The sequence below is a fragment of the Trueperaceae bacterium genome (assembly GCA_002707365.1).
Taxonomy (GTDB): domain Bacteria; phylum Deinococcota; class Deinococci; order Deinococcales; family Trueperaceae; genus UBA6957.
In genome coordinates, this window is the sequence record PAMQ01000013.1 from 44458 (window position 1) to 67680 (window position 23223).

Sequence of the window (23223 nt, forward strand, 5' to 3'; positions counted from 1 at the left end):
TGAAAATTACCCTACCGATAAGGGACGATTTGCTGCACAAGTGTACTTGGGGGGGTATGTAAATACTACCGGGCAATGTTTTCCGCGATGCTTGTTGCAAGAAATGACGCTTCTTCGTTAGCTTGATTTAGATTGTCCCAGGATAGATCAACAGATGGAGTTTCACTCAAGACTGCAGCTAAGATTTTTGGGATATCCGGGAAAGAAATTTTTCCAGCAAGAAAAGCCTTTACTGCTACCTCGTCAGCGGCATTGATATAGGCCGGGGCTACGCTCCCTAGTTCACCAGCCTGGTAAGCGAGGTCTAAACTTGGGAAGCGATCCCGATCTGGGGCCATAAAACTCCATGTGCCTTGTAGGTGAAACGGTGGTAACGGAACACTAGGGCGATTCGGGTATTCGATAGCCAACTGAATAGGAAGGCGCATGTCATGTGGGCCTACCTGTGCTTTAGTACTACCGTCAGTAAATCTAACTAGGCCATGGACTAGAGATTCCGGATGGATAACAACTTCGATCGCACAAAGTGGAATGTTAAAAAGGAAATGAGCTTCAAGTATTTCGAGGCCTTTGTTAAATAGAGTTGCAGAATCGATAGTTACTTTTGGCCCCATTGACCAATTAGGGTGGCGCAGTGCTTGTTCTACTGTTACAGTCTTAAGATCTTGAGGTTGTCGAAGGAAAGGGCCTCCAGAAGCAGTTAATATAAGGGCCTCAATATAGGCAGGATCCTCCCCCACAAGGCACTGGTAAAGGGCAGAATGTTCCGAGTCAATGGGGGTGATAGTCGCTCCCGAAGCGAGGACCGTATTCTGCATTAAAGGGCCAGCCACGACCATTGCCTCTTTATTTGCTAAGGCTACGTGACGTCCCTGTTCGAGAGCTAAACGGGTAGGTTTCAAGCCGGCATAACCAGGAATAGCTGATATAACTGTATCTGCCTCCAATAAAGCCACTGCTTCGGTTCCCTCATCCCCTGTTAGTAGATTTGTTCCGGGAGGAAGGTGAGGCCGAATGGCGCTTTCAGCCTCAGGTTGGCATGAGACTAAATTAGGGCGCCAGCGGTTCGCCTGGCCTATCAATTCATCGGCATTAAGGCCGCCACTAAGCCCTACGATGTTATAGCCTCGCCACGCTGCTACCTCTAACGATTGCCGGCCGATAGACCCTGTAGAACCAAGGATGCTTAAAGTTTTCACAAGGTGTATTGTCTCATTTTTAGGCCTAGGATGGACTGGATACGATGGTTGAAGGAGAGGGGACTAGTTTAATGGTTGAGTCATAAGAGAACTAAATGTTGTTTGAGCGGCACCCTAAGAATGAACGAAAGCACAAGTTTTGTGATCGATTTACTGGATCGCACTTTGGTTATTTATTACAAAGGTTTGGGAAATAGCGTCTAGGGTTTTCCTAATAAAAATCAGGGTAGGAAGTAAACCCTGTCAAATAGATTTGGTAAGGTTAAGGCACTTAATTGGGTAGCGTCAGTCCCATTTGAGCGTGAAAGAGTTTGGTGATTTCAGTAGGGGAACCGTCGTCGTTGATAAAAGCCGCATATGGAGGGCGGGTTGCACACACGGATTTTTTGGATCCGCGGGAAGGGGATACTCTAGGAGCTAAGTTGCGTAAGGCAAAAATTAACTATACTCGCTCCGGCGGATATCCTGGAGCAGTTAGAACGGTTTTAACGGCTTTCCCTTCTAATATTCCTGAAGCTTCCACTAAGCTCACTGCGGTGTTTTTCGAAAGCGTAAAGGATGCAGTCACCTTAACCGCCTTGTTTAAAAAGTGGCGTATAAATCTGGGAAGTGTAGGCGATATAATTCCTGGAACAAAGGGAATGTTTGCAGTAACCTTGCACTCTAACTTACCTGAAATGACTGTAGGTGGTTTGGAGAATAATGAGCTGGGAAAAGGGACTGAAGTCCCTCTGCATGTTCTTGGCGAAGAAAGTTCTTACCTTTATACAGTTATCGTACCTTCCTTAAGAGTTGATGCTTTAGGGGCTAAGGCGTTTAAAGTGTCTCGGGCGTTTTTTAAGAAAGGCATAGATGCTTCTAACGTGACCGTCAATGGGTCAGCTACTAAGAAATCTGGATTATTAGTACCGGGTGATGAAGTCTTTGCAGAGGGCTTGGGGCGATTCACGATTAATGAGGTTCTCGGCGAAACGCGCAAAGGGAACATCCGAGTTTCTCTCACAGTAGAAATAGCTACAACCTAATTCGTTTGGTGCCATTCCGACCCCGGGTTTTAAAGACGAGTCGCACTGGCACTTCGGAAAAATCTAAGTCTTCTCTAATCCTGTTTCGTAAATATTGTTCGTAAGCTCGAGTAACGTAACTGGCATTATTTATGCTGAAGATAAACGTTGGCGGAGCTATATCAGCCTGAGTCGTATAAAAGAGCTTTAAAGGGCGTCCACGAAAATTTGGCGGCGCTTGCCTTTGAACCCATGCTTCTACCCAACGGTTTAGTTCGCTTGTTGGGATGCGACGCCTTGTTGAGTTGTAGACACGGACCGATGTGGCAAGAAGCTCGTGTAAACCGAAGGCTGTTTCTGCGCTTGTAAAAACTCTTGGAGCAAAGGCTATATGTAGCAATATGTCGTTAACCGAACGACGTGTTTCCTTCAGCACTTCATTTTTGACTAAATCCCACTTATTGATAGCTAGGACAACGGGTTTCCCTGTTTCATAAGCAAAGTTTGCAAGTCGAAGTTCGTGATCGCCAAGTTCAAACGGGTCAATCACTAAGAGTGCCACGTCAGAGTTGGCTATAGCCTGTTCTGACCTGAGTTTACTATAATGTTCAAGTCGTTCTGTTGGCTTGCGTCTGATTCCTGCAGTGTCTATTAGGAGAAAGGATCTCCCGCCAAAATGAAACTGAACATCGACAGAATCCCGAGTCGTTCCAGGCGCATCTGCAACGATGACTCTTTCGTGGCCTACTAACGCGTTTAATAGGCTAGATTTTCCGACGTTCGGCCTACCTATGATTGCAAGTCGAACTGGTTCCTCTTCAGGAATCGGTTCGACTTTAGGAAATTTATCTACAATTGCGTCGGCTAACTCCAAAACTCCTCGTGCATGTTCTGCTCCGGTAGGCCAAGGTTCACCAAATCCTAGGCCATGCAGTTCGTACATTTCTATAGTTTCTTCGTGTTTAGGGTCATCAAGCTTAGTCGCGACAAGGATCACTGGTAATGATTTAGTGCGGAGCCAGGAAGCTATTTCGTGGTCTAGTGGTACCATTCCGGTCCTACCGTCAACACAATATAGTATTAGGTCAATGTTGACAAATGCCGCTTCTATTCGTTCGCGAATTGGGGTTTCCCATCGATCGCCTGACCACACCCCGCCTGTGTCGAATAGAATAAATGAGTTTCCCAGGTCCGTCGTTACTACACCTTCTTTTACGTCCCTTGTCACGCCGGGGCGATCTGAAACAATAGCTTCTCGGCTACCAATTAAGCGATTAAAAAGAGTAGATTTCCCAACGTTAGGTCTACCGACTATAGCTACCCTAAGCAAAAAATGCTCCCTCCTGAACGCCATAGCCGTTACACCAATCCATTGCCGACATAGTAGCCTTTCCTTCAGGCTTTACTTGCTCAAGACAAATGGCCCCTGAACCCGTACTAATGATTACTCCGGACTTAGTTATTGCTAATACCTTCCCAGGAGGACCATCCCTATCGATAACACTCATGCGTTGGATCTTTAACCTCCTACCCAGAAATAGGCACCAGCTTCCTGGCCAACTATGAACACCACGATACCGGTTATAGATCTCTCGTGCTGCACGGTCCCAGTAAATCCTCCCATCATCGCGGGTTAGAAGAGGGGCAAATGTAGCTCGGTCGTGATCTTGAGTATAGGTTGGAAGGTTACCTTTATCTAGGCGAGTCAAGGCCTCTGTCAGCGTTTTGGCTGAGAGTTCTGATAACTGCCTAAATAAGTCTGTAGATGTCGAATCAGGTCCTATTGGTAAGCTCCTAGTAAGACGAACGGGTCCAGTATCAAGGCCGATTTCTGTACTCATGATTGAAATTCCCGTTTCAGTGTCTCCATTTATCAGAGCCCACTGAATTGGTGCCGCTCCACGGTAACTAGGCAATAAACTTGCATGAGCATTTAGGAAGCCGTATGGGGGTATTTGTAATAGATTTTCTGGCAAGATTTTGCCGTAAGCAACCGTTACTGCTACATCGCAGTTGGCCTGTATAAATTTGTCTCGAAATACCGAATTAGTTTTTAAAGTTTTTGGCTGCAACAAGGGAATTTCGTTACGAGATGCCCAAATTGCTACCGGTGGCGGCCGCTTCGATAGCCCGCGACCAGCAGGTTTGTCAGGTTGGGAAATTACCAAAGCAAGATGGTGTTCCTGATTAATTATTTCCAATGAAGGGAGAGCAAAGGCAGGAGACCCGAAGAAGGCAATCCGTAAGTCGGTCATCACTATTGCTCCTAATACCAGTGTGATTTGCCGTCAGTGGAAGTTAGAGACTTGATGAAAAGCTTTGAATGACGTTGCATTTCCGCTAATTCAGATCTGTATTCATCTTTGAATTTTGCCCGCTGGCTCGCAGATAATCTGTCAAAGAACAGGATCCCGTTAAGGTGGTCGGTCTCATGCTGGATGATATGAGCCAGGCGACCAGAAGCTTTCATGGTGGTGGGCGTCCCATCAATCTTCTGGTAATTAACAGTGATAGTGTCCCATCGTTCCATTGTTTCGTAGAAGAGGCCTGGGACACTCAGGCACCCATCTGGCCCAACCTGAGTTCCTGAATGTTCAATTATTTCGGGGTTTACAAGGATATGTTCAGCCTGAACACCCCACAATTCACGTTTTTCCTCTTTAGCCGTAGTTTCGGAATAGTTACGCTCATCTTCTTCTAAAGGTGTGGTTTCGAGCGCCAAAAACAGTCTTACTGATACACCGATTTGAGGTGCCGCAAGGCCAATGCCGTTTGCGTCATATACAGTCTCAACCATATCGTCAACAAGTTTTGCCAGATTGTCATCGAACGAGGTGATAGGTTTCGCCACTCGGCGAAGAATAGGATCGCCATAATAGCGTATGGGATGTATCACACAGTTCCTCCTGTCATTTGGTAATGATTCGCAAGAACCTAGGGTTGAGGCTGAATACGAACTCGGGCACTTGAAATGAAATTTTCCCTAAGACCCTCAGGGAGGGTTACGAAAACCGGCAAAGTATAATCGCCTGGTAGAGGGTTAAGGGTAGGCAATTCTACTACGCCTGGGACCGCATTTAAGTCAGCAAGAAGGTCCTCTGGTCCCAAAAGCTCTATCAAATGGCGTTCGGAAATTATAGTGACTATCGATCCTGGTATCTTTGGTGTCCTTACGATTAATGGGACCGTTCTGGTAGTTGTTATAGGTGCAATTTTGACACTAACTGCAATTGTTTCGGGCAGGATTTCTATTGCAGAGATAGGTAAACCATTGACATCGGAAGCAAAGATCGCCAAATCATAGATACCTGCTATTGGACTTATCGGTGCCGTGACCTGGGTTACTAAGTCAAGAGTATTAGCCCGACCGCGCACTAAGACTTTATCTGGGTCAATAGACGTTTCGAATGAACGGCCTCGAGGTATTTCTCCCTGAAAGACTACAGTAACTGGTACGAGTTTTGTGGACACTACTTCTACAGCACCAATTACTTCGGACGGAGTCACTGAAATGAGGTCAATTTTGTTTGGCACAGACACCTCAATCGGATCTTCGAAGGAGCCAGGCGAGTCTGGTAGTTGTATGAAGGCATAGAGGCTTTCGGGATTCAGTCTGTTGACCCGGTTATTAGGACCTGAGATCGTTACCTCTACGTAATTTGGAATTCCACTTGCCACTTCATTAGCGTCCAGGCCTTCTATATGGATGGGGATAAGAAGGCTTCTTTGCGTTACTGCAACACTGGCTGTCGACACGAACAACCACAACATGACCGCTGCGATTATTGCTGCGACTTTGACTGGCCAGTGCTCTACTATACGAAGAATGAATGTAAAAACCGTTTGTTTTGTTACTTCAATCATTCTTGATAAACCTTGCGTAGAGCCTCTAAGACTTCTGATGGGGGTACCCCAGGTCGAAGTCGGCCTTCTTGGGCAAGACTAACCGTACCTTGTTCTTCGCTTATGACTATTACCAATGCGTCAGTTATTTCAGAAAGACCTAACGCTGCTCGATGGCGAGTTCCGTGGGTGATTGTCCAGGCCTCCTGGTAATCCGATAACGGGAATATTGCTCCCGCTGCCAAAAGTTGTTTTCCTTGTATTATTACTCCACCATCGTGCAAAGGGCCTTTAGAAGCAAATATGGTTTGCAGGAGGGCTGAGGTGACGGGAGCATCTAATATTGTTCCGCTAAGACTATATTCTCTGAGGGGAGTTCCCTGTTCTATGGCGATGAGGGCACCGTTCTGTTGCGTTGCAAGTTCCCGTACAGCAGACATTATTTCCTGGACAGGCTTTTCGCCCACGGGCCTACCAAAACGGCCTCGCCCTACCCGTTCCAAAGCCGCTCTTAGTTCCGGTTGAAAAACTACTATTAGTGCTATAAACGCAACCGGAGCAACACGGTCAAAAATCCATTTTGTTGCGTCTAATTGGAATTGCGTAGCCAACAACCACAACAAAGTGACAGCTGCAAGCCCGCGGAAAACGTTCCAGGCCCTTGTGCCAATGAGTAGCTTGTATCCCTGGTAAAGCAGTATCGCAATGATGGCAATATCGAGTAAGTCAAATACTGGACGGAAGGGTTGAAGCACCTTCAAACCGCCTCCATGGAAAATCAGATCGCTTCTGTAAGAGTGTCAAAAAAAGTAGTCTTAGAAGCATACAAGTATACCCCAATATATCATAGGCTCCGTTGAGTTTCGATTTAACTTGGTTTACGTTAGATCTCGGCAAGCTATTGCAATCTATGGGCCAACGATATGTTCTGAAGTTTGGTAGGCTTCGCTGTGAGGTGAAGTGGTGTTAGAAATTATTGAGCGGCTAGATGCTCTTCGGGGGTATCTTTGATCTATCTAGTAAGCAGCTTCGCTTAGAACAGCTCGAACCAATATTGAACGATCCCGAGCTTTGGAATTCTCCAGAGCGCGCACGCATTGTCACGCAAGAAGCTACTAGGTTACGTAAGGTTATTAATGAATTTTCTTCCCTAAAAAATGATATTGAAGATCTTCAAGAATATTTGGAAATCTCTTCGGAAGATCAAAAGGAGAACGAAGAACTCGGTGCCGAGCAAGACAGGATTGAAGGTGTTTTATCAACCCTATTCCGAGAAACACTCTTTTCTGGGCCAAATGATGAGCGGCCGGCTATCTTGACCATTAAGCCGGGAGCTGGTGGGACCGAGTCATCCGATTGGGCTGGAATGTTGCTGCGTATGTATCGGAGATTTGCAGAACGAAATGGTTTTGTGTTTGAACTTCTTGATCTTGCGTCCAATAGTGATGCTCCTAAAGGAATTGATCACGCGCAGTTTATTGTTCGCGGGGAAAGAGCATTCGGCCTACTCCGAGTTGAGGGCGGTGTACATAGGCTAGTTCGAGTTAGTCCTTTTGATTCCCAGAACAGAAGGCATACGAGTTTTGCTTCGGTGGATGTGGTGCCAGAAATTGCTGATGAAATTGAGATCGATATTGACCCTAAAGACGTTCGTGTTGACGTCTTTAGATCAAGCGGGCCTGGTGGTCAGTCTGTAAACACAACAGATTCAGCTGTGCGTTTGGTTTTTCGGGGTGGGACCCAAGATGAAATTGTCGTGACCTGCCAGGACGGGAAATCACAAATCAAGAATCGAGAGAAAGCCATGACTGTTCTTCGGAGCCGATTGTGGGAGAGGGAAGAACAACGTCGCCTCGATGAGCAGTTGAAGGCTCGGGGTGAGCAAAAAGCGATAGAATGGGGATCCCAGATACGGAGTTACGTTCTAGATAAGCAGTACATAAAAGATCACCGGTCAGGTGAGATGAGCCATGATCCAGATGAAGTTCTTGATGGTGATATCGAAGGCTTGATTTGGGCTGGCCTCGAGTGGCAATTAGGTGATAGAAACTCATGATAGTTACTTGGGTTTAGCTGATTTAAAAGCAAAAAACAATTAGAATTACAAACGGATTTGTTAGACTTAATGCTTTAGCCTAATGGTTATAATGTTATCCCATACAGTTCCTGGGTATCTCCAAAATTTGGGTTTTGTAATTGCTAAATAACTGTGGAATCAACTAACGTGTATAGAAAGAGTATGGGCTAACCATATTGGGAGAAAACCCTGAGTAGTAAGCTTCGGGTGAGATAAGGTACTGGCGTATGCATTTAACTAGCCTCCAGAATTAGTCTGTTAATCGTCTGTACGGGTATTGTGTAGGCGAAGGTAAGAGTAACGGCTAAAGGAGCTAATCATGGAAGCCGTAAAGGGGCCAACGGGACTCCGGCAATTGTTGATCGGGCTGGGTGCTTATATTCAAGGAACAGAGGTCGTCACATTCGGCGACGCGTTTGAGGAATATAAAACTCTTCAGTCTAAGAATAGTGCATTGTTGATTCCACTGATTAGTTCGGCTCCGCTAGCCATTCGGGGGGCAGATAGGATCGATTTTGTCAATGGGCAGGTTTCGAATGTCGTTAAGGAGCTGAACATAGGGGGGGTAAATCAGTCTCTGTTGCTTGATCACCGAGGTCACGTACAAGCTGAAATGAGTGTGCTAAAGCATGAGACAGATATATTTATTGCTGTTGAAAATCCCGGTGGCGTACTTGTCGAACTAGGATTCAATAATCATATAGTTTTCGATCAGGTTACTGTCCATAATTTACAAAGCAAAATGTGTACGTTTTCCCTCCAAGGCAAAGGCGCCACCATAATCCTTGAGGGAATGGGAGCCTTGCCTAACCAAGGATATTCATATGAGGGGTGTATTGATGGAATAGAGGTATTGATTTACGAGAGGGCTCGTACTGCATCGCGAGGCTTTGATGTGCATTGTAAAATTTCCGATTGTGAAGCTCTACTGTCAGGAAAATTTATGGAGCATGTTTCTCTCGGGGGTGTCGATGCAATTCAAATAGCCCGTGTTGAAGCAGGAATTCCTTCAGTAGCGACCGAAGCTAGAAATGGCGCCCTTCCTCAAGAGATTGATTTAACTAAAGCAGTTTCTTTTAACAAGGGTTGTTACCTAGGCCAGGAGATTATGGCTCGTGTCGATGCTCGTGCTCGCGTTAATCGGGGATTAGCCGGGGTAATTCTTGAGAAACCTCCGTGTTCCGGTGAATATAGGGTTGAAAATCAAGGTCGGTCAGTAGGTTGGCTTGGGCATGTCGTTGAACACCCGATAATTGGTTTGATTGGGCTTGCAGTATTGCGTCATGACTTTCCTTCCGGGAGTGAAGGTAATGTTGGTGATTCCCGTGTAAGGCGGGTTGAGATTCCATTTGAAATATCCACAAGGCAGAAACGATTTTGATTAGCCAGGTGGCAGCAGTTTCGGATTCAAAACGGTAAGCGCCCTTAGGTTAGGAGATATGCATAGGTTGATTCATCAACAGCCGGGGAGTTTAGTATGACGGAACATTGGATCCTAAGCCAATAACCTTGTTTAGGAGGTGAATTCTACTGGAGATAGCTTATTGCGATTTAGAGAATCTTGTAGGGTCAAGAGATGATTAATGTTGCACAAATGGCATAATTACAGTTAGTTAAACCTTCCAACAGAATTTTAATATTCGTTGACTGTAATCGACCCTTAAAGTTAAAGCGGCCAAGTAAAAATCAGTATGTAACAGAAATTTTGGTAGTAGTCTCAGTAGGTGAAAAAAATCATGGGAGCTTTAATAAGAAAGCTCGGGTAGCTATTTCTAGGGCTCCTAGGTGCTTACTTTCCTGGCTGGAGTTAGAGCTGTTCTAGTACAATTGGGGGTTTACAGTTTCTAGGGATCCCTCATCTACCTCACCCAAACTCCTGGTACTTTGCTCGGGCGTTAGTGGGAACTTGTATTACGATTATTTAAGGAATGAACATTAGACGGTTTTTACTCATTGCGATATTAGCCTCTTCGGGTATTTGTGCCGGTAGTGGTTATGTGGTTCGTGTAGTGCAGCCAGGGGACACAATCGGGGGAATTGCTGAAAAGTACAATATTAGCATTGATGTATTGATGCAGTATAACGATTTGGTAAGGACTGTGTTACAACCAGGCCAGATATTAAGGCTTCCTTACACGCGTTATCAAGGAGGTCAGGCAGATACAGCTCCGACTCCTCCCCCTAGCTTTCGACAACACACCTTAATGTCAGGTGAGACATTGACTGAGGTAGTAGAGAAATTTGGGATTAGTTTAGATGCTTTGGTGGGTGCCAATCCAGATCTTTCTTCTCTTGATTTGCTTCCCGTGGGAGTGGAGTTACTGATCCCACCGGTTGGCGCAGAGGGTTTATTGGTAACGATACAACCTGGCGAAACCCTGATTGATATTCTGGGGCAGTATCGGATAAATCCTGTTGCGCTAGCTCGAATTAATGGAATAACTGGTCCAAACGATTTGCAGCCGGGAATGATGATCTACCTTCCAGATGTGGAACCGACTCGTGCTCTGGAAAGACTCGCTCAGGTTAGAGAGGAAGAGCAGCGGTATCGCTGGCCAGTTCATGGGCGTATTACTTCCTACTTTGGTCGACGGAGTCTCGGTATGGGTACGTCAGGGTTCCATCGTGGGCTTGATGTTGCGGCACCTTATGGCACTGGTATTCACGCATCTAGGAGTGGGACGGTCATTTTTGCAGGCTGGTCCGGCAGCGGTTACGGCCTACTTACTAAAATTCGCCACGGTGGACAGGAAGAAACCTGGTATGCCCATCACAGCCAAATTCATGTAGACGTCGGTCAGTATGTTAATCAAGGGCAGATTATTGGAGCAATTGGGTCAACTGGTATTTCTACTGGGCCTCACTTACACTTTGAATTGCATCAACGAGGTCGTCCTGTGGATCCGCTTACTCAGCTTCGTTAGATTTTGATATCCCTCGAACCCCCGGTTTTCCACACGAGGGAACTTTCTGGTCCTGTTAAACAGGCCTAACGAATCTAAGGCTCTAGTTAGTTATCGCGTTTGTTGGGAATCACAAGAATCTCGGTGCTATGACTAACCCCGCCTAGGTTTTATTCCAAAGGATTCTTCCGCAACTTGGGCACCTAGTAACCGTTTTGCTGGCTCGAGCTTTTTGAACTACATGTATCGGTAGCTGCATCGTACAACCGCCACAAGTTTTGTTATTTTGAATGGTAACCAGGCCCAAGCCTCGGCGTGCACGCCTTACTTGATCATATTGCCTAAGGAGTTTGGGGTCGATTATATCGGCTAGGGAATTTCTCTCGTCCTGAACCAAGTTGAGGCTCTGATCCAGCGAGTCTATTCTGACTTGCTCTTCTTGTGTAAGGGATTGAAGGTGTGGCTCCAATTCGTCTAATTCTTGCTCTAGCGAGCTGACTACTTCTGAAACCTGTTCAACGCTTTCCATTAGAGGGAGGGTATCCTCTTCTAGCTCTTGAATCCTGGTAGCGAATTGAAGTTCCTGGTTTTGGAACTGGGAGGCTTCTTTAGACGATCCAGCTCTTAGCGCGCCTTCGCTTGCCTGTCGACGGCGGGATTCAAGGCTAGATAATTCTAATTCATTTCTATTCAACTCTTTGCGCAATTCAGCTTGTTCCCCAAGACGTGTTTCGAGAAGTTTATTTAGGTTGATCTTTTGTTGGCGAGTAGAAATCAGGTCTGGGGGGACCTGCCCCACTTCTTCCTGCAGAGCGTCAAGTTTTAGATCGAGATTTTGGACTTCGTCTAGTTGTTCGAGCATGGCCAACTCTCTGACCGATTCACATGCAAATCCCCGTCTGACTTCGCTTCGACGGGGATTTTGTCATAGTCGGATCCTTTTTTTCACGAGGTATAGCTTAACACGGGGGCCTTGTGCATCTCGCAATTGGGTAACTGTCACGCTGGGCAGTGTAGAATGCGCAACGTGTTTGAGGATTCTGTCGATGGTTTTATCCAAACTTGGAAATCGTTCTCTACGCGAGTCCGGTTGTTTCCTAAGGTTGAGGGGAGCCCCCTTCTGGAATGTCAAGTTACTAATTCTATTCTCCATCTTTTGGATAGAACTGGACCCTATGCCTTAACCAGTGGGGAAGTTGAAGTAATTATTAACGCCACAGGGGTCATTCATGCTTGGCAATCGACCGGGGCGCGCGAGTTTGAGGTTAAAACAATTAGCCACCTAAAGGGTACTGGCGAAGTTTTAGCTATTTCTAACGATATTATGGTCGTCGACATCGGGTTTCCCTTGGTTTTCGGTCCGGAAAAAGGGATACCTAACGGAGTTGCCGAAGGATCAAATGTTTCTGTAGAAACTTTTCCGCCTATTCATGGGTTTGTGGTTTCTGTGGTCAGGGATTCTGAGCCTATTGACGAAGATCAGTTGGTATAGCTGCCTAAGCAGCCCAGATTAATGCAACCCGAGTGAGCTTGACTCCTAATTAATTTTGCTAAACTGCAGCCTTGATGCCTAAAGAAGACCATTTATCCGTACCTCCTAGAGGCGTCGTGAAATCGGTCGAGTCAGGATCGGCTGCTGCGAGAGCAGGCATATCAGCGGGCTGGTCGTTGCTTTCGGTTAATGGCTTAGCTATCCCGGATATTCTTGCATACAGACGCGAACTCTCGACCGGGGCAGCTCAGCTGAAGCTTGGGGATCAATACGGTAAGGTAATTAGCTTTTCTGTATCTTGGGAGGACCCTGGCCTAGAATTTGAAGATGTCATATTTGATGGTATTAATTTATGCGCTAATCAATGTGAATTCTGCTATGTCCATCAAATGCCTAAAGGATTTCGGAAAAGTCTGTATTTGATGGATGATGATTTCCGGACTAGCTTTCTTTACGGTTCTTTTGTTACGTTAACCAACCTTACTGAACAAGATGTGTGTCGCATTTTGGATGAAAGGCTTAGTCCATTGTACGTGTCGGTTCATACGACTAATGCAGGTCTTCGTGACAAAATGATGAAGCCTTTAGCAGGAAAAGTAAAGGATCCCAAATCCCTTCGTATCGCAGAAATGATTGAGCGGCTTCAAGAGATTGACCTATATACCCAAATTGTTTTGGTACCTGGTAGGAACGATGGTGCTGAACTTGAAGAATCACTTGAATATTTGGCCAGCAGATCAAATGTGTTAGCAGTAGCACTTGTGCCTGTAGGTCTTACTGAACATAGGATTAATCTTCCGGAAATTCAGACCTATGCGATCCAAGAAGCTCAGGATGTCGTTAAACGGGTGGAACGATTTCAGAAACTGATGAAAGCTAAACGTGATTCACGCTTTGTATATTTGAGTGACGAATTTTATCTTGTATCTGGCCTGCGAGTACCTCCGACTTACGCATACGAGGGTTTTCCAATGCTAGAGAATGGAGTAGGCATGGTTCGTGATTTTTTGGACGAACCCTTAACAAAACCAACAGGTATTTATAAGGGACCGCGTCGCGTTATGCTTGTAACTGGGCAGCTTTTTTATCCGATACTTTCAGAAGCCATAGAGCCCTTGAAGCTTGTTGAGGGGTTGGATCTTGAAATCAGATGTTTGGAAAATAGAACGTTTGGTGCCATGACAACAGTCGCTGGTCTTCTTGCAGGTCGAGATATCCTTGAACAGATTGAGCCTGAGGAAGCAGACCTTTTGCTACTATCACCAAACATAGTGCGTTATGGAACTGAGACGTTGCTTGACGAAATAAACCTCGACTACCTAAGAAAAGAATTAGGTATGGAGGTTGCCTTGGGAGAGAATACGTTGGGTAAACTTGGTCAGCAGATATTATATGGCGCAACTACTTCAACTCGGCCTAGTTTCGGTTTCTCTACTCATGCCCTTAAAGAGGCCTCACGCCAACATTGATATATCGTTATGAAAAATAGAAAAATTTGGTCGGTGATTTGAAGTCATACCTATTCTCTATGGTATCGTCCAAACCTGTGGGCAACGGGGTTCGGCAAAGGAATTTGGGGACCTATTTAAACTTCCTGAAGATCGAACATACATTGTTTGCCCTTCCTTTTGCCTATGGAGGGATGCTGCTAGCAGCTTCTGGGTGGCCGGGATGGACCAAATTTTTTTGGATTAGCCTTGCTATGGTCGGTGCCCGGACAGCCAGCATGGCTCTTAACCGGGTTTTAGACGCTCAGATTGATGGGAAGAATCCACGGACAGCAGCTCGAGCAATTCCTTCTGGGCTTCTAACCAAAACTGACGGCATTATTGTTACGGGCTTAGGGTTTACTTTGCTGACGGTGTCGGCCTGGTCGCTAAATGAATTGACTTTGGCTTTGCTCCCTATAGCTATTTTTTTCCTCGCCTTTTACCCCTTGACTAAGAGATGGACCTGGTTGTGCCATTTCTGGCTCGGGCTGACAATCGGCGCCGCGGCTCCAGCAGGATGGATAGCGGTTACGGGTTCGTTTTCTGGGATTGCCATTGTCCTTTGGATTGGAGTTGGATTCTGGGTAGCTGGCTTCGATATTATTTACTCGTTGCTTGATAAAGAATTCGATATTTTTGAAGGTATTCACAGTATTCCTGCTCGGTTCGGCACCAAGAAGGCCCTTTTTATAGCTGCTTTAGCGCACAGTTGCGCTCTTGGGGGTTTATGTTTAGCAATTCCAATATATGGTTTTGGCATTCCATACACGTTTAGTCTTGTTGCGATAGGTTTGGTATTAATCTATTCTCATATTGTGGTGCGGCGCGGTGGAACTAAGGCAGTTGTGAGTTCATTTGGAATGAACCTAGCAATTAGCGCTATTGTTCTTGTGGGCATTTTGATGGAATTACTGGTTTGATAGCTATCCTATTGACACCTTAATCTCTGTGCCAATAGACTTTTGTTGAGTTGAGGAGCCGTAGTGTAGCGGTTAGCATATCTGCCTGTCACGCAGAAGGTCGCGGGTTCGAATCCCGTCGGTTCCGCCAGAAAGAGGGATTCCATATTCACAGTGGGATCCCTCTACAACCAAAGTAGCCTCTTTTAGGCCAATCAAATTATGTGTTCACTTAGTTCGAGTCGATGCTGTTAAATCAACGCAGTAGTGCTTGTTCTTGGTAACCTTATCTTATGAGTAGCCTCCCGCTCTTTCTGTTACCTGATACGGTTGTGTTTCCCGGGATGACTATTCCGTTATATGTGTTTGAGGAGCGTTACAAAAAGCTTGTGAGGCTTTGTATGGAAGAAGATGACCCACGGTTTGCCATAGCGCTTGACAGGTCATCGAGTCCGGTGTCAGATGGCTCTCCAACTATGTGGGGAATGGGAACCTTTATGACTATTCTTTCTGTCGATGAAAATCCTGACGGGACGTATCATATCCTTAGCCATGGTCGTGAACGGTGTCGTCTAGAAGTTGCCTGCGAGGAAGGAATTCAGGATCGGGACGGCGTGGAAAGAAGCCTTTTTCATATTTCCGACCTGCCTGCGCCAATAAAGAGGAGTGATCCTAATGAAGAACAGATTGCGGCTTGGGACGCTCTAGACACGTTCCGCCTTTATGCAGCTTCGTTCTTCTCTAAAGATGCAACAAAACAAATCGAAAGGGCACTACCAAGCGATTTGTTTCATCAGGCGTCATTCATATGTGCGAATCTCCAATTACCTAGTCAGTCGGGACAAGTGTTGCTTGAAGCAGAAACTCTTGAAAGACGCTTTTATTTGGCTAGGCAGTTCATGCAGGAGCGAATTGAAAATCAAAACCGTAAAACACGTGGTGCTTTGGAATGAATCAACTAGGATATCGCTTTCCAGAAATGACTAGTGTTTCTAATATTGCTTAAAGGAGTGGCGTTCAATTAGGCTGAATTACCGTTAGGAACACCCGATATTGAGAGTAGTGGGGCAAATCTTCGTGAAAAACTAGAAGAAAATGCTATGATTGAGGTGCCCTTGTATGAACCTAAGGGGTCCGGTGCCCATCTCTTTTTCTATGTTCGGAAGAAGGGATTAATAAAGCGTGATCTAGCCAGAGCCTTGGTCTATTGGTGGTCTTTGCGAAAGGGAAATCGGGGTTGCAGGGTTGAAAGACAAGTGGGCAATTATTAAGCAGTGGCTAAGCATCCCGAATCGTAAAGCTGGAGCAGTACGTCTACTCGCAGATGTGCCGGGGGTCGAGGTGCTTTCGGCGTCTCAAAAAATAGCTATAGGTCATTTACGGGGTAATGAATTCAAGATAAAGATTCGGGACATTTCTTCTTCGGATAGATTCTCTGGTAGATCTGTTTTGGAAGCTATCAACAGTCGCGGGTCCCCAAACTATTTCGGGCCACAAAGGTTCAGGCGTTGCGGCCGAAATGCTATAGCCGTTTCAGGTCGGCTAGGGGAGAAAATGTACTTGGCGGACAGAAGTTAAAGCGGTTCTTTCTTGGAGCTTTAAAGAGTATGCATTTCAACAGGGTTTTAGAAAGATGTTTCTTTGAGGGCCTGTTTGATCAGGTTGTGGTGGGAGACTGGGCTCGGAAGCATAATACGGGCGATACGTTTCTAGTAGACAATATAGAGATGAATGACTGCCCTAAAAAGTTAGAGATCAGTGGACCTTTACCGCTCTATGGTCGAAAGGTACATATATCCAAAGGACAAGAAAGTCTCGTAGAATAACAGGTTCTTCAGGAAATGGGAGTGACCTGGTCGAACTTTTAAACAGACTAGGAGACCGTCGATTCAGCCGCGGTGTACATAGTGACTTTAGAATTGAGCGTCATGGAAAATATCTTTTTGTTCAATTCAGGCTTCGTAAAGGCTCTTATGCAACCTCTTCGCTTCGTGAGATTACTAAGACGCCAGTCGATGAGTATCATTGTCCCCCCCCCCGGATTGACCGCTGTGCCAATCGAGAGGTGCCGTAACGAAACTGTTTACTGGTTGACGGCAGCAATATAGCCAAAGCGGCGCAGAGTTAACTCCACCAGAAATATGATTGTGCTGGTCAGGATTAAATAAGGCCTTAGAGGCACTGAAGACGAAGACGAAGATGGGGAGTATTTCGACAAATCATCGTAAACGTTTCCTCCAGTTCTTGTAGCTATTCGCGTCAGCAGGTCACTCGCTCCTTTTCGGTTAAATTCCCCTGGGGGTGCGCTTACCCGCGTTCTAGCTACGATCTCGTTGTTATCAGCTATAAGTAATGTGCCGGATGTTTCTGATGCCGAAACGGAGCCTTGGTATCGACCAGGTCCAATCTGTTCGAGGGGTCTTTCTTCTCCTAGATATCGAACTATTAAATTACGATTATTTACGTAAGAACCGTTCCTAACAGCATCTACTACTATTCTTAGTTCATTTTTCTCTTGATAGGCGTAGACCGTGAACTCTTCTGGGGTTGTTTGTAGCCAACGAACAACTGCGCTTAAGGAATTTGGAAGCTGGGACCATCTACTGAATTTACCGCCCCAAAGATTAAGGTCTGTGGTTAATGCAGCGGTGCGTCCCAGGCCGTGGTGACGAACCGCCAGTAGGGGTTCGTTGTTCAGAGCCTCTATCAATATTTCTGAATCAGGTTTGAGGGTGCTGGCTACATAAGCGTCTGGTGGCGGGGGAGAACTGCCAAAGATTGCTAGTGGGTGGCGATGAGTCACGGGTTGGAAGGGATCATCGCGAATAAGTGACCGTGTGGCGGTAATGGCCTCATTAGTGAATATCCTTGGGAGGGTGCCTGTATCCAAGGTCTCGTAGTATCTACCCCCGCCAGAGGTAGCTATTGCCTCTAGAACATCAAAATCAGCGGACTCCCCAATCGCGATAGTGGATGTCGTGATCTTTTCTACCAGTGCTTGAGCAGCCATTTGGTTCAATGTTTCCACTGGACCATCTGAAGGGGAAGATCGTTCGTCGTAAAGATTGCCGTCAGAAAGAACAATAATATGTTTTAGAGAAGCGTTTGCATTCGAAAGGGCCCGCACTCCTTTCGCATATGCAGGCCCGAGAATGGTTCCTCCTCGCGTTGTGATTGCTAATATGCTGTTTAGCATTTCCGATTTTCCTCGATCGGTTGCTGGCCTGAGTTCAAAAACCCAATCAGTAAGGGCCTCGTCGCTGAAGGCAACAAGGCCTAATAGGTCTTCGTGATAGGCAAGATCAACTACTCCTATCGCTCCCTCTTTAGCCAGATCGATTTTGCTTGGCTTACCTGCACCCATAGATTGCGAACGGTCAAGAATGATCACCATGGCTACGAGAGGAAGATCCGTGTCAGTGCGGAGGTCTGTATTAACAGGAAGAACTTCCTCTATTGGAGTCCTGTACCATGAGCCCAGACCGAAACTATCCGGCCCACCCGTCATCATCAATCCACCGCCATCTTCGACATAACGCTTAAGTAAAATCATCTGACCAGGAGTAAATGTGCCGGCAGATTCTCGTAGGATGACGCTACTGAATAGGAATGGAATTTCGACATCTGCCACAGTTCCTTCATGGATTTTAAAGCCTTGTCGTTTGAGCAAAAGAGCTGTTGCTGGATCGCCAATTACTAAAACCGGATCCTGGTCTTCTAGGGCGATTGTTATCTCTAAATTGTCGTCGGCAGTTGGTTGTGTAAAGGCTATCTCGAATCCGACTTTCATTCTGACATCTGAGTCCCCCGATATTTGATATTGGAAAGGGACGGAGCTAAGGCCTTTGGGGATGCCTAGTTGAATAGTTTTCAAGGATTCGTTGTTTGCTTCTGGACGCAAAATAATGTTGGCTTCCTGATCCGTTTCAATAACTGCAACAATTTCTACTGTTTCACCGGGATTTGCCTGGTTCGGGCCAAGCAATTTGACCATTCGAGCATTCGGTAGGGGCTCTATAGGAAAGACATCTACAGGAAAGTCTGGAAGGGCCTCCAAGGCATTACCAGTACTTTCTGTACCGTCGGAGATTAATAATATACGTTGGGCCCTTGATGAACCGGCTACATGAAGGGCACGAGCAAGGTCCGTCTTGTTTGTCTCTAGGAATCCCGGAACGTTTGAAGTAGGATTTGATATGCGCGTCGCGCTCTCAGCAAAGAAATATACTTCGAAATCAACTTTAGTCGTCGAAAAGTCAAGATCCAATGCCGTAAGCTTAGCTCGGCTCTCAACACTATCAGAGACATCAATCAGTAGGGCAACGCTCTCTTCAGGTGCCTTAAATTCAGGTTGGGCCAATGCGATGATGAGTACCGCAAGAGTGAGACAGCGCAAGGTCCTGGTGCCACTCGCTCGAGGAAGGAATAGGACCAAAGGTAAAAGTAATAAGGCCCAAGCAAAGGTAAAGCCGAAATTAAAACCAAACACAAACCAGCCTATCAGGCTGACAAAAATTATTCACTCGCGCCTTAAGGCTAACTTAGAAATAAAGCTAAGCTTAGGTGTGTAGTGGTAACTTGGAGATTAAAGGTTTATAAGAAGATGTTAACCGGTGATAGGTATCAGTTAGATCTCATCTTGGTATGAAAAGAAACGGTCCTAACTCAAACGCTAAATGGTCGTTAGAGCGGAAGTTATGGTCTCTCGGAAGTACCCCGTTAGTGGGAATTGACGAGGCCGGCCGGGGCGCCCTGGGAGGTCCAGTTGTGGTCGCTGCAGTCATGCTCCCTTACGGAAATTATCCGTACAGAGATTCGAAGGAGGTTTCTGGCAAGCAGCGCTATGAGTGGGAAAAGCGTATTATTGAGGAAGCTCTAGCTTGGGGTATTGGGGTGGTTGAGCCACGGGACATAGACCGTCTTAATATTTTGGGAGCTACCCATCTTGCTGCCGAACGGGCTGTGTCGCGGTTAGTAGTTTCCCCAGGTGGCTTGATTACTGATTATCTCTTTCTTCCTTCCACCGTCCCGGTGCTTTCGCCTCCCAGAGCAGATAGCATTAGTATTCAAGTGGCGGCCGCGAGTATTCTAGCGAAAACCTATCGTGACAGGCTATTGGTTAGGTTGGCTCGGGCATATCCGGGATATTTTCTTGAAAGCAATATGGGTTATGGAACCGCGGAGCACCTTAAGGCTATTCGTAAGCATGGTCCTACCTCTTTTCATCGCCATTCATTCAAACCGGTACTCGAGGCAAACAGAGTCTCGCATTACCATGACTGACGGTGTAACATTGGGCTTTGAAGGGCTTTGGTGGCAAATGTGCCTGAGTGTGTAGGAATAAAGTTTGATAATGGACCGAAGATCCATTACATGGAGGTGTCGCCGGAGGTTCCGGATCTTGGCAGTCTTTGTATAGTTAAAACCCGACGAGGAGTAGAAATTGGACGTGTTCGTACTGAAGCTAACAGCCATTCGCAGGCTAATGGGCGCGTAATTCGCTCGGCGTTACGTGAGGATATCGAACGCTATCGACATCTCATCGCTAAAGCTGACGATCTCAAATGGCTCGTTCGGGCTCGAGCCAGAGAGCAAGGGCTTAAATTAAAAATTGTTTCCTTAGAGTTCACATTGGACGAGAAATTACTGATCGTCAATTACTCTAGTGAACGTAATGCTTCGCTACAGGGCTTAGCAAGATTATTGAAGGCACATACGTCAGCACGGACAGAGTTCTTGAATATAGGCCCACGGGATCAGGCGCGAATAATGGGTACCCTGGGAGCCTGTGGTGATGGGTCGTGTAGTTCGACGTGGTTGCAGGAGTTTAAGCCTGTTGGAATACGTATGGCGCGTGACCAACAGTTACCTCTCAATCCGGACAAGATTACTGGGCCGTGTGGGCGGCTCAAATGTTGCCTTCAATACGAACACGAACAGTATAAGAGCCTCCTAAAAGGAATGCCTAAAAAAGGTGGTCGAGCATGTCATAAAGAAAGTGGCACCTGCGGCCGTATAATTAACTTAAATCCTTTGAAAGGTACTGTAGAAATGCGAAAGGATGAGGGTGGTACGGTGCAGTATCCAGCGGAAGAAGTAGAACGTATTACAAGTCAGGGTAATCGAAAGAATATTGAAGTGGCATCGTCACAAAAAGGGTAGTTAATAGTAATCTTTAGCGGGTTATCTTCCTTAAATTAAGGATCAATTCTACAAATGCTAAAGAGGCTGAGCCGTAGTGCTTCAGGCGGGTTTCACATCTATCTATGGCGTTGGATGCTTTGTAATATAATGTTGGTGGTAACAACCGGAAATGTTCACGCAGAGTGGTGAATATATCTATATTGGAAACCAACCAATGGTTTTCCAGTCTTTCCGCAATCTCAAAACTATTACTTAAATTCCTCTCAAGCGAAGCTGCCAAAGCCGAAACAGTTTCAGCTAATTCTTTGGCGGATTGTAGGTTTGAACGGGCCCTTAAGAGTGGACCGATTTGGCCTAGCCGGTAAGCGGGTAAAAAATCTAAATCTGAGAAATCAGATGTGTCAACAGGACCCAAGCGTATCTGGGTGCATCGGGAGGTCACCGTGGGCAACACTGCGGATTTGCTTGGGGCAATGAGTATTATTGTGGCGTAGTTAGGGGGCGCCTCGAGCGTCTTGAGGAAAGAATTAGCTGCACTCCGAGTGAGGTGTTGAGCTCCATCTATTACCCCCACTCTACGTTTATATATAGGTCTTTGTTCTAGCCACGACACCAAAGGCTGGTCGGCATTGCCCTGCCGTACAACTAGTTCCCCAATGCGGATTTCGGGATTTCGGGATCTTTTACCTGAGGTAGTAGAGGTTTGGGGGAATAATTCCCGATAATCAGGGTGTTTGTCGGGAGGCGTAGCACAACTTTTGCATGTTCCACATGGGTCCGAATCCTTTGGTTTTTCGCAATTAAGATATGCGTTATACCAGTGAGCCAAGGCGCGTCTTCCTACACCTTCAGGACCTGTTAATAGGAGGGCGTGACCACGAAAGTTTCTGACAAGATCTTGGGCCTCCTCATGTCCCAAGAGAGAGGGAAGTGCCATCTAAAATCTACAAACTTGACACGTAGGTAGTGCCTGGAAACGGCCCTCAAGTGCTGGGCTAGTGTTAGGTGTTTGAGTAGAAGGATTCATAGTTAAAAATGTTTTATTCCCACAATAGTTTTGAGAGATCCCATAGCTAGGCGGTTTAGGGGCCGCTCCATAAAACTGAAACAAGACATCATATAATTTCCATCCTCCTTTGAGGTTACTTAGTTTTGGTGATTAAGGCTTCAGATCAATTATTAACTTAATACCAGTATGTAAAACAGTTTCTACCTCCATTTTAGTCAGTCCGGAGCCTAATTGTAAGGAAAAACCGGGCTCGTTAAAAGGTAAAATTAATTCAGTTGATAAGCGATACTTCTCCGAATCATCTTTGTAAGGTTCTGATGAAAATGAAACGACGATCTCGGTCTGGTTTCGTAAGTAGTGAGTTCCTTTCAAACGGGTACCAAGTATTAAACCATCACTATTACCGCCAGCTGTAAACGCTAGTTGCCAGCTGGGATAATGACGCGGCGATGATACGAACGTAGCCCCTAAATTGAAATAGTCGTTTTTTTGTGGATGATTGGTAAGCCCTTCAGCTTCGAATTCTAGGTTATGGTTTCCGAGGGCTCGGTAAAAATGTGCCTCTGTTCTGATAAAACCCCCGAAATTACTAGTAGTTCGAAAAACAGAAGGAGAAAGATTTAGGAGAATAACGCGGGACGGTCGATAATCTAATTTAAAACTGACTTGTTGCCAATGTGCTGTTAAAAATCCTGAAGCTGGTGGTTCCAAGGGAAACCGTGTTTCAGGGGAGAAGGGCCTCAAGGTCGTATTTCCGACGGCTATTGTGACCTTACCTGCGATTGACCCGAACGCTGCCTGTCCGGAAAGGTCGACAAAATACTCACCATGGTTGCTAACAGAGGCTGAACCCGAAAGCTGTAGATTCCCAATGGGTCCAAAGCTACGTGAATTACGAAATGCTGCTCGAACCTGTGGTGTTGGTGCTAGGGAAACACCAAAGTTCAGCTTGGTCCTTTCAACTGAAACATCTTTCATCTGCACAGAGAAGCCCAAGGCTTGAGCCTCTGAATTAAGGTTCAAGACTAGTGTTTGTGCATAAGTTGAACCCGCCAAAAGTAGTAAGGCGAGAACTCTCATGTTTCTATTTTGGCCCATACAGGCAGTGGGGGTGGCCGGTTGCATGAAAATTGTACCGTTGGGATCTTTGCAAACTTATCCCA

The 23223-nt window shown here is 46.0% G+C and carries 22 protein-coding genes and 1 tRNA gene; 13 read left to right on the forward strand and 10 right to left on the reverse strand.

The features are described 5' to 3' along the window. Positions 1 to 65: 65 nt before the first annotated feature. On the reverse strand, positions 66 to 1199 hold the full coding sequence (locus tag CMO31_05960; protein ID MAZ53543.1) for a 1-deoxy-D-xylulose-5-phosphate reductoisomerase: 1134 nt from the start codon (positions 1197 to 1199) through the stop codon (positions 66 to 68). Between the two features lie 341 nt (positions 1200 to 1540). On the opposite strand from CMO31_05960, the gene CMO31_05965 reads away from it, so the two are divergent. Further along, positions 1541 to 2224: a hypothetical protein gene (locus CMO31_05965; protein ID MAZ53544.1), complete on the forward strand. Its 684-nt coding sequence runs from the start codon at positions 1541 to 1543 to the stop codon at positions 2222 to 2224. Here the strand turns inward: CMO31_05965 and der are convergent. The 5 genes from der to CMO31_05990 are packed head-to-tail and all read right to left on the reverse strand — an operon-like array spanning position 2214 to position 6801. Further along, positions 2214 to 3533, reverse strand: coding sequence for a ribosome biogenesis GTPase Der (der, locus tag CMO31_05970; protein MAZ53545.1), 1320 nt, complete (start codon positions 3531 to 3533; stop codon positions 2214 to 2216). The two genes, CMO31_05965 and der, sit on opposite strands and share 11 nt — an antisense overlap. Then, positions 3526 to 4458 carry a methionyl-tRNA formyltransferase gene (locus CMO31_05975; GenBank protein MAZ53546.1) on the reverse strand — a complete coding sequence of 311 codons (933 nt, stop codon included), beginning with the start codon at positions 4456 to 4458 and terminating at the stop codon, positions 3526 to 3528. The genes der and CMO31_05975 overlap by 8 nt, the downstream gene beginning before the upstream one ends. 11 nt (positions 4459 to 4469) lie before the next feature. Continuing rightward, positions 4470 to 5099, reverse strand: coding sequence for a peptide deformylase (locus CMO31_05980; protein ID MAZ53547.1), 630 nt, complete (start codon positions 5097 to 5099; stop codon positions 4470 to 4472). Positions 5100 to 5137: 38 nt separating this feature from the next. Then, a complete protein-coding gene (locus CMO31_05985) occupies positions 5138 to 6067 on the reverse strand; it encodes a hypothetical protein (GenBank protein ID MAZ53548.1) in 930 nt (309 codons plus the stop codon). After that, positions 6064 to 6801, reverse strand: a complete 738-nt coding sequence (locus CMO31_05990; protein MAZ53549.1) for a TIGR00159 family protein — start codon at positions 6799 to 6801, stop codon at positions 6064 to 6066. The genes CMO31_05985 and CMO31_05990 overlap by 4 nt, the downstream gene beginning before the upstream one ends. A gap of 205 nt (positions 6802 to 7006) precedes the next feature. On the opposite strand from CMO31_05990, the gene CMO31_05995 reads away from it, so the two are divergent. The 3 genes from CMO31_05995 (at position 7007) to CMO31_06005 (ending at position 11047) form a co-directional block, all read left to right on the forward strand. Continuing rightward, positions 7007 to 8102, forward strand: a protein-coding gene (locus tag CMO31_05995) for a peptide chain release factor 2 (GenBank protein ID MAZ53550.1) whose coding sequence is annotated in 2 segments (ribosomal slippage) — positions 7007 to 7054 and positions 7056 to 8102 — 1095 coding nt in all. Because the reading frame shifts where the segments join, the coding sequence is not laid out codon by codon here. Between the two features lie 340 nt (positions 8103 to 8442). Further along, positions 8443 to 9504 (forward strand): hypothetical protein, encoded by a 1062-nt coding sequence (locus CMO31_06000; GenBank protein MAZ53551.1) that lies wholly within the window; start codon positions 8443 to 8445, stop codon positions 9502 to 9504. 547 nt (positions 9505 to 10051) lie between these two features. Then, positions 10052 to 11047 carry a peptidase M23 gene (locus tag CMO31_06005; protein MAZ53552.1) on the forward strand — a complete coding sequence of 332 codons (996 nt, stop codon included), beginning with the start codon at positions 10052 to 10054 and terminating at the stop codon, positions 11045 to 11047. A gap of 142 nt (positions 11048 to 11189) precedes the next feature. Here the strand turns inward: CMO31_06005 and CMO31_06010 are convergent, their stop codons facing one another. Next, positions 11190 to 11888: a hypothetical protein gene (locus CMO31_06010; protein MAZ53553.1), complete on the reverse strand. Its 699-nt coding sequence runs from the start codon at positions 11886 to 11888 to the stop codon at positions 11190 to 11192. A 156-nt stretch (positions 11889 to 12044) separates the two neighbouring features. Between CMO31_06010 and CMO31_06015 the strand changes: the two genes are divergently transcribed. The 7 genes from CMO31_06015 (at position 12045) to CMO31_06045 (ending at position 16733) form a co-directional block, all read left to right on the forward strand. Then, entirely contained in the window at positions 12045 to 12518 is a 474-nt protein-coding gene (locus CMO31_06015; protein MAZ53554.1) for a hypothetical protein, read from the forward strand. A gap of 74 nt (positions 12519 to 12592) precedes the next feature. Then, positions 12593 to 13987 carry a Fe-S oxidoreductase gene (locus CMO31_06020; GenBank protein MAZ53555.1) on the forward strand — a complete coding sequence of 465 codons (1395 nt, stop codon included), beginning with the start codon at positions 12593 to 12595 and terminating at the stop codon, positions 13985 to 13987. A gap of 59 nt (positions 13988 to 14046) precedes the next feature. Continuing rightward, positions 14047 to 14928, forward strand: coding sequence for a 4-hydroxybenzoate octaprenyltransferase (locus CMO31_06025; GenBank protein ID MAZ53556.1), 882 nt, complete (start codon positions 14047 to 14049; stop codon positions 14926 to 14928). A gap of 54 nt (positions 14929 to 14982) precedes the next feature. Continuing rightward, positions 14983 to 15058: transfer RNA gene (locus CMO31_06030), tRNA-Asp, on the forward strand. A gap of 142 nt (positions 15059 to 15200) precedes the next feature. Next, positions 15201 to 15860, forward strand: coding sequence for a peptidase S16 (locus tag CMO31_06035; protein ID MAZ53557.1), 660 nt, complete (start codon positions 15201 to 15203; stop codon positions 15858 to 15860). A 253-nt stretch (positions 15861 to 16113) separates the two neighbouring features. Beyond that, positions 16114 to 16485, forward strand: coding sequence for a hypothetical protein (locus CMO31_06040; protein MAZ53558.1), 372 nt, complete (start codon positions 16114 to 16116; stop codon positions 16483 to 16485). A gap of 29 nt (positions 16486 to 16514) precedes the next feature. Then, on the forward strand, positions 16515 to 16733 hold the full coding sequence (locus CMO31_06045) for a hypothetical protein (protein ID MAZ53559.1): 219 nt from the start codon (positions 16515 to 16517) through the stop codon (positions 16731 to 16733). Positions 16734 to 16990: 257 nt separating this feature from the next. On the opposite strand, the gene CMO31_06050 is transcribed toward CMO31_06045, so the two are convergent. Continuing rightward, the gene (locus CMO31_06050) at positions 16991 to 19396 is read right to left on the reverse strand and encodes a hypothetical protein (GenBank protein ID MAZ53560.1); all 2406 of its coding nucleotides are present in this window, start codon (positions 19394 to 19396) and stop codon (positions 16991 to 16993) included. Positions 19397 to 19551: 155 nt separating this feature from the next. Here CMO31_06050 and CMO31_06055 point away from each other — a divergent pair, with 155 nt between their 5' ends. Both CMO31_06055 and CMO31_06060 read left to right on the forward strand, forming a co-directional pair. Further along, complete coding sequence (locus CMO31_06055; GenBank protein MAZ53561.1) at positions 19552 to 20190, forward strand: ribonuclease HII; 639 nt, start codon at positions 19552 to 19554, stop codon at positions 20188 to 20190. Positions 20191 to 20229: 39 nt separating this feature from the next. Then, the gene (locus tag CMO31_06060; GenBank protein ID MAZ53562.1) at positions 20230 to 21069 is read left to right on the forward strand and encodes a hypothetical protein; all 840 of its coding nucleotides are present in this window, start codon (positions 20230 to 20232) and stop codon (positions 21067 to 21069) included. A 13-nt stretch (positions 21070 to 21082) separates the two neighbouring features. On the opposite strand, the gene CMO31_06065 is transcribed toward CMO31_06060, so the two are convergent. Both CMO31_06065 and CMO31_06070 read right to left on the reverse strand, forming a co-directional pair. Then, the gene (locus CMO31_06065; protein MAZ53563.1) at positions 21083 to 21988 is read right to left on the reverse strand and encodes a hypothetical protein; all 906 of its coding nucleotides are present in this window, start codon (positions 21986 to 21988) and stop codon (positions 21083 to 21085) included. A 222-nt stretch (positions 21989 to 22210) separates the two neighbouring features. Then, positions 22211 to 23140 carry a hypothetical protein gene (locus tag CMO31_06070; GenBank protein MAZ53564.1) on the reverse strand — a complete coding sequence of 310 codons (930 nt, stop codon included), beginning with the start codon at positions 23138 to 23140 and terminating at the stop codon, positions 22211 to 22213. Positions 23141 to 23223 lie beyond the last annotated feature (83 nt).

Coding starts and splice junctions, on each gene's coding strand:
- CMO31_05975 (MAZ53546.1), bottom strand. CDS start 4,458: ATGACCGACTTACGGATTGCCTTCTTCGGGTCTCCTGCCTTTGCTCTC.
- CMO31_05985 (MAZ53548.1), bottom strand. CDS start 6,067: ATGATTGAAGTAACAAAACAAACGGTTTTTACATTCATTCTTCGTATA.
- CMO31_06000 (MAZ53551.1), top strand. CDS start 8,443: ATGGAAGCCGTAAAGGGGCCAACGGGACTCCGGCAATTGTTGATCGGG.
- CMO31_06005 (MAZ53552.1), top strand. CDS start 10,052: ATGAACATTAGACGGTTTTTACTCATTGCGATATTAGCCTCTTCGGGT.
- CMO31_06010 (MAZ53553.1), bottom strand. CDS start 11,888: ATGCTCGAACAACTAGACGAAGTCCAAAATCTCGATCTAAAACTTGAC.
- CMO31_06015 (MAZ53554.1), top strand. CDS start 12,045: ATGCGCAACGTGTTTGAGGATTCTGTCGATGGTTTTATCCAAACTTGG.
- CMO31_06020 (MAZ53555.1), top strand. CDS start 12,593: ATGCCTAAAGAAGACCATTTATCCGTACCTCCTAGAGGCGTCGTGAAA.
- CMO31_06025 (MAZ53556.1), top strand. CDS start 14,047: ATGGTATCGTCCAAACCTGTGGGCAACGGGGTTCGGCAAAGGAATTTG.
- CMO31_06035 (MAZ53557.1), top strand. CDS start 15,201: ATGAGTAGCCTCCCGCTCTTTCTGTTACCTGATACGGTTGTGTTTCCC.
- CMO31_06045 (MAZ53559.1), top strand. CDS start 16,515: ATGCATTTCAACAGGGTTTTAGAAAGATGTTTCTTTGAGGGCCTGTTT.
- CMO31_06055 (MAZ53561.1), top strand. CDS start 19,552: ATGAAAAGAAACGGTCCTAACTCAAACGCTAAATGGTCGTTAGAGCGG.
- CMO31_06065 (MAZ53563.1), bottom strand. CDS start 21,988: ATGGCACTTCCCTCTCTCTTGGGACATGAGGAGGCCCAAGATCTTGTC.
- CMO31_06070 (MAZ53564.1), bottom strand. CDS start 23,140: ATGAGAGTTCTCGCCTTACTACTTTTGGCGGGTTCAACTTATGCACAA.